General features: G+C 56.6%; 8 protein-coding genes and 4 tRNA genes. 1 reads left to right on the top strand and 11 read right to left on the bottom strand.

The genetic code is table 11. From position 1 onward, the window contains the following. Window position 1: 1 nt before the first annotated feature. The 11 genes from A9753_RS04205 to A9753_RS04155 form a co-directional block, all read right to left on the bottom strand. On the bottom strand, window positions 2-1,069 hold the full coding sequence (locus tag A9753_RS04205; RefSeq protein WP_067780788.1) for a phosphatidylinositol mannoside acyltransferase: 1,068 nt from the start codon (window positions 1,067-1,069) through the stop codon (window positions 2-4). Beyond that, window positions 1,066-1,743 (bottom strand): CDP-alcohol phosphatidyltransferase family protein, encoded by a 678-nt coding sequence (locus tag A9753_RS04200; protein WP_067780785.1) that lies wholly within the window; start codon window positions 1,741-1,743, stop codon window positions 1,066-1,068. The genes A9753_RS04205 and A9753_RS04200 overlap by 4 nt, the downstream gene beginning before the upstream one ends. Further along, a complete protein-coding gene (locus tag A9753_RS04195; protein ID WP_067781132.1) occupies window positions 1,737-2,324 on the bottom strand; it encodes an HIT family protein in 588 nt (195 codons plus the stop codon). Before A9753_RS04195 ends, A9753_RS04200 begins: the two co-directional genes overlap by 7 nt. 73 nt (window positions 2,325-2,397) lie before the next feature. After that, window positions 2,398-4,449, bottom strand: coding sequence for a threonine--tRNA ligase (gene thrS / locus A9753_RS04190; RefSeq protein ID WP_067780782.1), 2,052 nt, complete (start codon window positions 4,447-4,449; stop codon window positions 2,398-2,400). A gap of 243 nt (window positions 4,450-4,692) precedes the next feature. Beyond that, a complete protein-coding gene (locus tag A9753_RS04185) occupies window positions 4,693-6,069 on the bottom strand; it encodes a DUF2254 domain-containing protein (protein ID WP_176702723.1) in 1,377 nt (458 codons plus the stop codon). Between the two features lie 13 nt (window positions 6,070-6,082). Beyond that, window positions 6,083-8,398 carry a DUF2264 domain-containing protein gene (locus A9753_RS04180; protein WP_067780775.1) on the bottom strand — a complete coding sequence of 772 codons (2,316 nt, stop codon included), beginning with the start codon at window positions 8,396-8,398 and terminating at the stop codon, window positions 6,083-6,085. 84 nt (window positions 8,399-8,482) lie between these two features. Next, window positions 8,483-9,649 (bottom strand): lipid II:glycine glycyltransferase FemX, encoded by a 1,167-nt coding sequence (locus tag A9753_RS04175; protein ID WP_067780772.1) that lies wholly within the window; start codon window positions 9,647-9,649, stop codon window positions 8,483-8,485. A gap of 15 nt (window positions 9,650-9,664) precedes the next feature. Then, window positions 9,665-10,915: a carboxylate--amine ligase gene (locus tag A9753_RS04170; protein WP_067780770.1), complete on the bottom strand. Its 1,251-nt coding sequence runs from the start codon at window positions 10,913-10,915 to the stop codon at window positions 9,665-9,667. Between the two features lie 208 nt (window positions 10,916-11,123). After that, window positions 11,124-11,198 (bottom strand) — tRNA-Val (locus A9753_RS04165). Between the two features lies 1 nt (window position 11,199). Beyond that, a tRNA-Cys gene (locus tag A9753_RS04160) sits at window positions 11,200-11,270 on the bottom strand. Window positions 11,271-11,305: 35 nt separating this feature from the next. After that, window positions 11,306-11,381 (bottom strand) — tRNA-Gly (locus tag A9753_RS04155). Between the two features lie 150 nt (window positions 11,382-11,531). Between A9753_RS04155 and A9753_RS04150 the strand changes: the two genes are divergently transcribed. Continuing rightward, window positions 11,532-11,603, top strand: a tRNA-Val gene (locus A9753_RS04150). Window positions 11,604-11,955: the final 352 nt, after the last annotated feature.

The following is an 11,955-nucleotide window of genomic DNA, read 5'->3' as shown; positions in this document are numbered from 1 at the left end:
ACTATGCCTCCTGGTGAGTATCGAGCAGTTGATGACCGGCAGCTTCAGCCTCTTGGCGTTGGCGCGCACGATCGTGGCTGGCCTGGAGGCGTTGCATATCAAGGTCATCAGTGAAAACAGGTTGAAGCATATGCCAGTCTGTGACGGTATCTCGGAGAAGCTCGGAGAGTTGTTGTACCCATTGATGAGTCATCTTCGAAGTGATAGAGCGGGCTTCATCACGGGTGGTCTCTGAGGTCCACCCGAAATCTGCTGGCTCACCAATACGACGAACATCAATCACCAATCCCCATGAACTACCTGCTTCTCGGCGACGCTCACCACTGAGACGTTCGTAGGTGAGTGTGCCAGTATAAAGAGGACGATTAAGGCGAAGAGCAAGCGCAGCCGGACCTGCCGCGACTCGAGCTTCACTGCCACACAACTGTGTGGTGATGCCATTAATCGACAGGTCCCTATCGGCTAAGAGGGGGATGAAGTAGTGGCCTGTTTGAGCACGGGAGACAAGTTGGTCAAATACGCGTTCACCTTTGGCCTGACCGATGATTTCCATGCCTAAGGATTCGCGGAAGGCGACGAACTGGTGGAAAAGCTCTTCGGGCTCCAGTTTTTCTGCGACGGTAAGAACGGTTGCCAGGGTGGCACTAGCCCACGCTCCGGCCAGGTCCCAGTTACCCATATGAGGTAGCGCCATCACCACACTGCCGTCAGCAAGATCGTCTTCGAGACGTGGGTCGAGTTCAGCGCGAACGCGGGCACGAAGTTGTGATTGCGTCACTGCGGGTAACGCTAAGGCTTCGTAGAAGTAGCGCATATAGGAGCGCATTCCGCTGCGCGACAGGCGGTGAATGCGTGTCGGATTGGTGGGGCGCTGAGCGTAGCGCTCAACCTTGATGATGTTCTTTTCGAGTTGTCCTAAACCCCGAAGACCCTTCTTTCCAACGGCCTGGAGGGCTCGGTGAGCCAGCCACGCTGCATCGGCACCGCCGTGTGCCAGGGCGTATCCAAGCGGAGTGGGCAGGCGGCGAGCATTGGCCCAGCCGAAGGCAAAGAGTCGATCAGTATTCACAAAGTATCCGGGGCTGTGATGTCAGGGTGAGGTGAGGTGGCGTGTGAAGTGGAGCGTTCGGCGTCGAATTGATGCTTGACGGTGAACATGCGCTGAATGATGGTGATGAAGCTGGCTACTGCGACCACGCCCAGGCCAATGGTGACGGCGGGCTGGTAGGAGAAGATTTGGCTTGCCAAAGCAAAGAGGGCAATGGTGATGAGGCGATCAGTTCGCTCGGCAATACCCACTGCTGCTGTCTTTCCTACAGATTCTGCGCGAGCGCGAGCGTAAGACACGGTCAGTGCAAAGGCTACGCACACCACGGACAATGCTACGGTGACGCTTTGGAGTCGGCCAGAAGGCATGTGCCACAGGGCCCACAGGGCAAAGGACCCGAACACGGCAGCGTCAGCGAATCGGTCCATGGTGGAGTCCAAGAAGGCACCGAAGGGTGATGCTGTTCCGGTGGCGCGGGCGAGGATGCCGTCGAAGGCGTCGCCGGCGATCACTACGATGAGCAAAGCGAGTGCCAGGGCGAAGTTGCCGGTGGGGATGACGAGAGTAGCCACGCTGACACTCAGGACAGTGCCCGTGACGGTCAACATATTGGGGGTTACGCCCATGCGTCCCAAGGCAAGGGCGGGTTTGGTGAGGAGTGCTTTGGTGATCCAGCGTCCGTGTTGGCCTAGCATGCTGCTCCTTGCTCGCCGTCGTGTGCATGGGTTGACCAAGCCTCAGCCAACGCGTTGCGTGCCTCGGTGAGGAGCTGGGGAACGGCTTTGGTCTGTCCCACGATGGGAAGGAAGTTGGCGTCCCCCTTCCAGCGGGGAACCACATGGTGATGCAGGTGGGCAGCAATACCTGCTCCGGCTACATCGCCTTGGTTCATTCCCAGGTTAAAGCCATCGGGGTGGCTCACGGCGCGCAACACACGCATAGCCTGGGCAGAAACATCGAACAACTCGTCGCGCTCGGCAGATGTCAGGTCTGTCAGGTCCGCGACGTGGCGGTAGGGTAAAACGAGCAAGTGCCCAGGGTTGTAGGGGTAGAGATTGAGAATCACGTACACCAGTTCGCCGCGGTAGACGATGAGTGCTTGCTCATCGTCACCTCGGTTGGGGCTGGCACAGAATGGGCACTGGCCGGGGGTGGAATCAGCGGGTTTGTTTTCTCCGCCGATGTAGACCATGCGATGTGGGGTCCACAGCCGTTGGAAGGCGTCAGGGATTCCGACGCGATCCTCAGGGTTTTCTACCGCGCAGCCTTCAGGAATGTCCTGGTAAGGCTGCGCAGGGGTGGGCTGAGATTGTTGGTGCTCCACTGATTCCACTCCCTTAGCCGGTGACTTAGGCGTTGGCGTTTGAGCGCTTTTCTTCGCCGGGTTCGTTCAGACGCTGAGCGATGACGGAGACGATGTGCTCCACTGCTTCGTCCACGGGAACCTGGTTGTCCTGGCTGCCGTCGCGGTAACGGAAGGATACGGCGCCTGCGTCAGCGTCATCGCCGCCGGCGATGAGGACGAAGGGAATCTTTTCCTTCGAGGCGTTGCGGATCTTCTTTCCGAAACGGTCATCGGACAGGTCCACCTCAACGCGCACGCCGCGCTCGCGGAGTTTGGCGGCCACGTTCTGGCAGTACTCGTCGAAGGCTTCTGCCACGGGGACGAGGCGTACCTGGACGGGTGAGAGCCAGGCGGGGAATGCGCCAGCGTAGTGCTCAACGAGCACACCGATGAAGCGTTCCACGGAGCCGAGTTTGGCGGTGTGGATCATCACGGGGCGCTGGTGGCTGCCGTCAGGTGCGGTGTATTCGAGGTCGAAGCGCTCGGGCTGGTTGAAGTCGTACTGGACGGTGGACATCTGCCAGGTGCGGCCCAGCGCATCCTTGACCTGAACGGAGACCTTGGGGCCGTAGAAGGCAGCGCCGCCCGGGTCGGGAACCAGGTTGAGGCCGGTTTCAGCGCATGCTGCTTCCAATGCGCTGGTGGCGTTTTCCCAGTCTTCATCGGAGCCGATGAACTTGTCCTTCTTCTTGCCGTCCTCATCGCGGGTGGACAGTTCAAGGTAGAAGTCCTTGAGTCCAAATGCGGAGAGGATGGAGATGAAGAAATCGATCTGGCGCTTGATTTCATCGCGTGCCTGATCGGGGGTGCAGTAGGTGTGGGAGTCGTCCTGGGTGAATCCGCGCATGCGGGTCAGGCCATGGACCACACCGCTCTTTTCGTAGCGGTAGTCGTGGCCCATTTCGAAGAAGCGCAGGGGCAACTCACGGTAGGACCGCCCACGAGAGCGGAAGATGATGTTGTGCATCGGGCAGTTCATGGCCTTGAGGTAATACTCCTGACCAGGCTTGGTGATGTTGCCCTCTTCATCGCGCTCTTCGTCGGCGATCATGGGCGGGAACATCGTTTCCTTGTAGTAAGGAAGGTGCCCGGAGGTGTGAAACAGGCCGGACTTCGTGATTTCGGGAGTGTGGACGAAGTCGAAACCGTATTCCTTGTGACGATTAATAACGTACTGCTCGATTTCATGGCGCAGGATTCCGCCCTTGGGGTGGAAGAGCACCAGGCCGGGACCCACTTCTTCGGGGAAGGAGTACAGGTCAAGTTCGGCGCCGAGTTTACGGTGGTCGCGGCGTGCGGCTTCAGCGATGCGGTCCTGGTAGGCCTTGAGTTCTTCCTTGCTGGGCCATGCGGTGCCGTAGATGCGCTGGAGTTGGTCTCCGCTCTGGTCGCCCTTCCAGTAGGAGGCTGAAGCCTTGGTCAGGGCAAATCCCTGGCCGATAAGTTTGGTGGTAGGCAGGTGGGGGCCGCGGCAGAGGTCAGTCCACACCACGTCACCGTTGCGGCGGACGTTGTCATACATGGTCAGGCCACCGGAGCCGACCTCCACGGATGCGCCTTCTGCGCCCTTGCCCTTGGTGGTGATGAGTTCGAGCTTGTAGGGCTGGTTGGCCAGTTCCTTTTCAGCATCCTCAGCGGAGATGTCACGACGCTGGAAACTCTGGCCTTCCTTGACGATGCGCTTCATGCGCTTGTCAATGTCCTTGAGCAGTTCGGGGGTAACAGGATCAATGTTGCCGAAGTCGTAGTAGAAGCCGTCGGTAATGAAGGGCCCGATACCGAGGTTCACGTCGGGGAAGATGTCCTGGACTGCCTGAGCCATGACGTGGGTGCAGGAATGGCGAAGGATGTTGAGGCCTTCTTCACTATCCAAGGTAATAGGTTCAACGCTGGCGCCGTCAGGCAGTTCGCGGTAAAGGTCCCAGGATTCTCCGTTGACAGTCATAGCAACAATGGGGCTGTCAGTAGCGGTGTTCTCAAAGAGTTCTGTTCCGGTGGTTCCACTGGGAACCTGATGTTCCTGGCCATTAATGGTGAGGGTAAGTTGTTCGGACACAGTATTCTCCTTGATATGAGTACTCAGGAACGCTGTACTGGTGCGTTCCTCTCAAGTAGTGAGTCTACCCGCCTATTTCATGGATTCTCACGTTCGCCTGGCAATGGTGATCAGTGGCTCATTGCCCTTTCTCTCCCTCAAGTACGGCCAGGCTGTTTCACCTCTTAGGCCAAGGATGGTGCGCGCGTGGCTGCTATGGAGGGTCACCGATGAGATCTATTGTTATTAGCAATTAACCTGCGTTCACATCCCGTAATCCCAGGCTCCGTGGCTGGTACGTCCTTCTGCGGCTTCGATAACACGCTCACGATCACGGTCATCGCTAATACCTCGGTTTGCTGCGGCCACAATGGAATGACGCTGTGCATCAACAACATCGTGAACCCACGGGTCTGTGGTCGAGTGGTCGAGCCAACTAAGCACAGTGAGAAGGTCAATAAGAATACCTGGCTCACTTTCAGCGTAGCGACGGATTTCTCCGATAAAGGAGTCAACGAGTTCAGCGGCTCCTCGTGAAGGTGCCCACACAACGAGACGAGGCTGATCGGCGTCGTCTTCCTCAAGAAAACGAGCGTGAGGCTGAGGCGGGTTGGCCACGAGGGTACGTAATGCGGTAGCTGCCTGAGCAATGACGTGACGAGCGGTCGTGGGGTCATTAGTTCCTGGGGACAATGCGCGCACGGCAATGTCAGACAACTGACGCAAGCCCAAGGAGAAGTCTTGGCCACTAGATCGCTCATGGTCGAGGTTGACGATAGTAGGCGGGGTGGGGGCGCTATCTTCACCTTGATCGCGGCCGGCGACTACGCCGTGTTCAGGGGCTTGTTCATTAACGGGAGCGTCAGCAACACAGTGAGTTTCCTCGTTCATCCACCAGCGTAGGAGGGTACGTCCTTCCATCACGCGGTCCCCGGGGCGAACTTGAACAATGACTGTGGCGTTATGGTTCTTGGCCCATCGAGCAGCACCGTCAAGGTCCACACGCTGAACGTATCCTGAATCGGTAGCGAACACGTGGAATGCGGTATCGGGAATCTCCGGGCATTCGGAGGGGGCTGGAGTGTCATCATCAGTCGCGATGGCTGCGTATTTCACGGTGCGATCCACGGACGTGGAAATGATGGTATCAACACGGACCATGTCCACCACGCGTGAGACGTACCAAATAAAAGTGGCCACGGCGATGAAGATCATAATCATGGACATGGTCATGGCCAGTTGTGGAGGAACGATTGCGTCATCCTCCATGGAGCGCAGCACGAGCACCGTATAGGTGAAAACCCCCACGTACACGGCGATGATGACACGGACAGCTTTGGACTGGATATAGTCACGCAGAAGTTGATGGGAAAAGTTGCCACTAGCCACTTGAAGCACGATGAGCGTCATCGAGATAGTGGTAGTCAGGACAGTCATCGTGGTGGAAGCGATGAAACTGAGCATATCAGAGGCGGCTTTGGCGTCACCGGGCCACAAAAAGCGGGCGAAGAAGTACTGTTCAGGGATAGTGATTTCTGTGGCGATGAGGGCCAAGATCGCACCGATGATGCCACTGACCATGGGCAGAACCCAGAGTTTGGATTGTGCCGAGTTAATAAATGATGCCCACGCGTTTTTCACATAGGGCATTTAATCATGAGATGTTTGCGCTGATGCTTGAGGTCGTAGTGATTCCATCGGGCCAACTGACCTGAATTTCCCAGGTATTTTCGCCTTCTGTGACAGTTGCGTTCAGGCGTGGGTTAGCACAGGCGGTGTGGGTAAAGTCATCACCTTCATCTGCCGTTTCGAGACCTAGGCCGATAGTCACCCAGTCCTCCGTCAACGCCAGGCTAACTTGCGGGTAGGTCATGGTGGTGCCCATGGGGAATTGCCCGGTGTGGCTGACGAGTGAAAGGTCAACCGGGAACGTAGAGGTCAAGTAGGCGGTGACGGGCATTCCGTAAGCGTTGATCGCTTCAGTTCGCACGCACCATGGGGTGTTCAGCTGTATCGCAGGGCTAGTCTGTGAGGTGAAGTATTGGGGTGTGGAGGCTCCCATAGCCGCGCCCTGCCAGTGGTGTCCCTGGACTTGATCTGCTTGGGCGGCGTTAGTATCCATGAGACAGGAGTCTGCTCCATCTTGGCAGAGCGTAGTTGTTGGCGCTCCCGCGTGAGCGCTCAGTGCCCATCCGCTCAGACGTAGGCGTGCATCTGGAACGGTAGGATTGGTGACTTTGATGCAACGTGCTTCCCAGCCGCCACGGACGAGAGAAATCACAGTGAGGTGGCCTGCGGGAACAGGTTGACCTTCAAGACCACCACCGAAGTTATTTTGTTCGGCGTAGGGCCAGATCCACGTGGTTTGTCCTTCGGAAACAGCCCAGTGAGTATGTTCATCTGCGCCGAGGGCACGGGTGATGAATCCAGTGCGGTTGGAAATCCACTGGCCATCATGACCGGTGAAGTTAGCAGCCAAAGTGCGCTCCCCCGCATGCTCATTGAGTGCTGGCGGTGCAATAGGCACGGGTGCGATGAGTCCCACGTGCTGGTCCAGAGGCCCGGCTACACGCTCAGCATTGATGATGGGGGTGGTTGCGCTGGAGTAGGCATAGGTCGCATAGAGCGGCGCGTCCACGCAGTAATGCCCTGGGGCACTGTGATCGGTTCCGTGGTTGATAATGATGGCCGCTCGCTGGGTTCCACGAGTTTCTGATTGGGTAGTGATCCAGCCCGGTGCTTTTACGGTACGCATGGTGGGCTTCTGCCAGTGTGGCAGAGGTTCTTCAGTGGCTTGCCAGATGGGGTGAGTGTCGGGCAAGGCAATACCAAGCATGCCTTTGCTGGCCCAGTAAGGTGAAGCAGGTCCAGAGTATTCCTGACGCATGATTTCTGCAGAAGCCAGCCAACCGGGGCTCAAGATTCCTGGTTTGAGACGCGTCACCTCCTCAGGATTACTAGCGACGCCGTGAACCAGACTTCCAGCCTCAGGATCACCAAAGGTGCCATGGTTGGTGAAAGAGTTCAACATGGCTGACGCTGCCGTGCGCAACTGCCCCATGGGAACAGAAGTACATTCGTCGAGTGCTGCAGCCCAAAACGGAGCGGCTGCTGCAAAACGGTAGATCAGTGAGCGGCCTTGGAATATTGGGGCACCGTTCGTTGCGATGAGTTGCACGTAATCAGTAATGAAACGTTCAAGCCGCTCGTGGTCGCGTTCACGGCGTGGGGAGGCGAAATCTCGTGCGCCATCCATACGCGCCCAAAGCGTTGGATAGAGATGCATAGCCCAACCTGCGTAGTAATCGTAACTGCGGGCTGCACCATCGCTGAGCCATCCATGGGTTTGGTAATAAGAATCGTGGCGGCGAAGATCGGTGATGATGTCCTGTTCGCTCCAAGGTCCTCCCACGGAGCGAAGGAAAGTTTCCACAACCACACGGAACCACAACCAGTTATTACGTGGGGAGGAATCATCACCGACGAAATCCTCAAGCCAGCGAATGACATTGGCCTGCTCACGTCCAGATAACATGTCCCAAATCCAAGGACGGGTCATGTCCAAGATTAAACAGATAGAAGCTGCTTCAACTTTAGCTTGGGGGCATTCTGACAGGCGCGGCCATGATTCTGGAGAATCCGGCGTAGTGCCTGCAATAAGTCCTTCACGGTAAAAGTCGGCCAGCCACACGGGTTGCCCTTGGGAACCGGCGAGGCGGAAACCTGCGAGAAGGAAAGAACGGGCGAATCCTTCAAGTTTGTCTGATTCGTAACCGGACATGGAGGTGAGTCCGGGAATATCGAATCCTGCATGCCCGGGGGTTGCGTAATGCTGTAACGAGCCGAGCATCATGTCGGCACGGTCAATCCAATCATTGCGGCTAAGGCCTGTGATAAGGGCACCAGTAACGTGGGAGGCACCGGCCTGTGGCGCAAAGGGAGCGGAGGGCATCAGAGGGGAGGAAGTCATGGTGATCTTTTCGTTGCGCAACAGTGTTACAGAGGCCTAGTGAGCATGGGGTGCGTGGTGGCTTGCCACCACGCACCCCCGACATTAACGACGCAGCAGACTAATTTGATGAGTCAGGGTTGCTTTAGCACTACGCCACCAACGAGGTGCGTGCGAGCGCACAGAATCAACAATGTCTTCACCGCTTGTAGGTGCTTGGGCAAGAGTGTCAGGCATCTGTAAGGCCATAGACTGAGCCCCGCGCACCAGGTGCTTACCCTTCTTGGCAGTAAGCAGAGCAGCGAAAATCGGGATGTTGACTGGCACGTCCCATGCGCCGTCCACTTCGGTTACGTGCTGGGCATATCGCTTCTTGTACTGTCCTACGGAGTACAGTTCGGGAACTCGTGTAGAACCAGCACCCATAAGGTCGTAACCTTCGTAGCCTTCTTCAGCCAGTACACATGCACAGTACCAATCAAGCGCTTCAGCGCCACGGAACTTCCTAGATTCGTAGGTCGATGCACCATAGTAGGCCACCGATTGAACTCCGGAGGTCACGCAAAGTACCCACACGTGCGGCTGGCCTTCATAGCGAAGTACGAAGAGACGTGCGTGCTCGCGCCCTAGAGACTGAAGCATGTTCCAGTAGGTCTCAATAGGGTGGGGAGTAAAACCATCACGCTCAGCGGTTTCGAGCATGACGCCATAAATAGCATCAAAATCTTCACGACTGATGTCTGATTCGTCGGAGAGACTGCACCCGGCTTCCTCAGCGACGCGAGCAGCGCGCTTGACTGCCCGACGTCCGTCCTTGGGCATCGCGGCGGCGATAGCTTCAGGAGTCTTCGGACGTAAGTCAATCACATAGGTGCGATCGTAGGTCAAGGAGTTAAGTAACTCATGGCAGTCGGGTGCACTGTAGCGAGCATGCATACGAATAAAAGCCACTTCAGGCTGGAGAGAGCGAACTTCGTTGACCAGCAGACGCCGCAAGTGAGCTTCGCGTTCAGGTGACTGTTCCTTCAACCAGACTGGTCCGTGCTTGGCCCAAAGGAACTTCTGACCACCGATTGTGTATTCGGTCAGGGCGATAACAGCGACAGGTTTGCCGTTATCTTCGTATACGTAGCGACCCCATGGCTCACGGCCCATAGCACGGTCAAAGTTGTCCCAGGCTTGGGTTTGTTCGACGGGAAGTTCGCGGCCTCCGCCGGAAGCCAGGCGCATCTCATGGCCGTCAATCCGTCGGAGTGTCTCGGTACGGGTCATGATGCCTCCTGGTGTTTAGAACGATTGGTCTGTGGGTTCGGGGTAGTACCGCTTAAATTTACGGAACTGGTTGAGCGTTTGTGCTCTGACCACGACGTTGCGTCGCAGATCCTTTTCCGCTGAGTAGAACAACGGGTTGTAGCGGTGTCCCTGGGCGATGATGGATTTCACGCGGGAACGGAGGTTCTCATCACGGATGTAATGAAGGAGGAGTTTATCGGGAACGAGGGTGTAAAGAACCTGAGTGGAGACTTCACGCGGAGTGACACGCTTGTGGTCTACCAGGTCCTCAACCATAGGAACCATAGGGTTCGCCCCCGCTGCAGTCATGTACCAATTGTTACGTCCGATGCGCGGGTTGACTTCGAAGAACAAAGCTCGACCGTCACGAGGATCAATCTTCACATCGAAATTGGCAAAACCTCGGTAACCAGTGGCTTTGAAGAAACGATCCGCCTGGACCCATAGTTGAGGGAATGGCTCAGTGATCATGGCAACGGGGTTACCGATCATCGTCGGCGCATGATCTTCGAGGAGGACTCGGGCGCTACCCATGAGGGTCGTGGAACCGGAGGAATCCACATAGGCGGTAATGGAACGCATCTGAGTGTTATCACCGGGGATGAGTTCCTGAACAAGAAAAACGCCGGTGAATCCTGCACCTGCAAGGTCAGTCCACAGTTGAGCGAGTTCCTCAGCAGATTCGATAAACCAGATCTTCCGTTTGCCAGGGAAATCGATGGCATCGTATTCGTCTCCGCGTGCAGCCTTAGCAACCACAGGGAAATCGAACGGGATCTGAGGTGCTTGCCAATCAGGGTTGGACGCTTCTGCCATGTCCACCTCAACGGTTCCGGGGGTGGGGATGTCCAGTTCGTCGCAAATAGCTGCGAACGTGGCCTTGTCGGTGACGCGGTCAACAGTTTCGAGATCAGGAAAGGGCAGTGCGTAGTACTTTGAGAGCGCCTTGCGATTGCGGGCGATGAAGGAAGAGTGCAGATCATGGTTGGCCATGAGGACAAGGTCACTGTTGTCATAGCGCAGAGCCAAGTCCATGAGGGTAGCCAAAAGAGTCTCATCGTCTGCATGCTCAACGATGGGCTCAACCTCGAAAAAGGACGAGCGCGCGACCGCATCAACGGGGGCAGATGCCACAGCCGTGCAGAGGCACCCAAATGCTTCATGGAAAGAACGACCAATGCCATACACACCAATGTCGCCACCAATAATCACAGGACGCAGTGGCGTGGGGCGCGTGATGGGCATGGATTCTCCCTTGCTCGGTACTCTCAGCGGTCAGGACGTGTCGCCACTGTTGATCACTGCCGTAAGGCGGTAGTGCTCCGGTGGTTAACCACACGAATTACTTAGGTAAGACTACCGTGGTTCGCCTCCTTGACGGTGGCGTGACGCGGTAAAAGACATGTGAAAGAAAAGAAAAATCCTTAACGCTATGCGTTAAGGACATCCTCACTGGTGGGCGATACTGGGATCGAACCAGTGACCTCTTCCGTGTCAGGGAAGCGCGCTCCCGCTGCGCCAATCGCCCGAGGTGGGTACCGGATTCGAACCGGTGTAAACGGCTTTGCAGGCCGGTGCCTAGCCACTCGGCCAACCCACCATCGTGAAGCTGGAGGCTGGGCGCTCCCGGCTCCATGGAGCGGATGACGGGACTCGAACCCGCGACCCTCACCTTGGCAAGGTGATGCTCTACCAACTGAGCCACATCCGCATTGCGTACCGCATGAAGACCAAACCTTCGCGGTGCTGGAAAACAATAACACTACCTCCTACCCTTTTCGCAAATTGGCTCGCCGGTGATCCACCTCACCGCAAGGCGATTTGCTCAAATGACACTGTTGCGACTAACCTGTTTCAGCACGGGCGATTGGCGCAGTGGTAGCGCGCTTCGTTCACACCGAAGAGGTCACTGGTTCGAACCCAGTATCGCCCACCGTCAATAGCACCGGAAGAGTTCAACTCTTCCGGTCTTTTGTTGTATCCGCCAAGATTCTCCTTCAGCCTCACCGGCTGGAGATGCGCCACCTCTGAGATTTCCTCACCTCAACGGAACTGTAAGTTCATCAGGGGACCATCCTCATCACACGCACGCCCCTGAAACGTCTCTTTGTACCTTGATGAAACTACCGGTCACTCAACGTAACGAATGCACCACCACGCTGACGCACAGAAGACGAAAGACAACAAGTGGGAAGCACCGCAATACAACGTACAACAAGCAAGAAGCCCTCTAAGTTGACGCACAGCAAATGGGTGGGCGCCGCATTAGCGGCGCCCACCCAAGG

It is taken from the genome of Actinomyces vulturis (assembly GCF_001687305.1).
In the GTDB taxonomy this organism is placed as follows: Bacteria; Actinomycetota; Actinomycetes; order Actinomycetales; family Actinomycetaceae; genus Actinomyces; species Actinomyces vulturis.
The sequence above is the reverse complement of the archived record's forward strand: the minus strand, read 5'-3'. Positions and strand labels throughout refer to the sequence as shown.

Excerpts from the sequence above, each read along its gene's own strand:
- A9753_RS04175 (WP_067780772.1), bottom strand. The coding sequence starts at position 9,649 with ATGACCCGTACCGAGACACTCCGACGGATTGACGGCCATGAGATGCGC.
- A9753_RS04170 (WP_067780770.1), bottom strand. The coding sequence starts at position 10,915 with ATGCCCATCACGCGCCCCACGCCACTGCGTCCTGTGATTATTGGTGGC.
- A9753_RS04200 (WP_067780785.1), bottom strand. The coding sequence starts at position 1,743 with ATGCTAGGCCAACACGGACGCTGGATCACCAAAGCACTCCTCACCAAA.
- A9753_RS04180 (WP_067780775.1), bottom strand. The coding sequence starts at position 8,398 with ATGACTTCCTCCCCTCTGATGCCCTCCGCTCCCTTTGCGCCACAGGCC.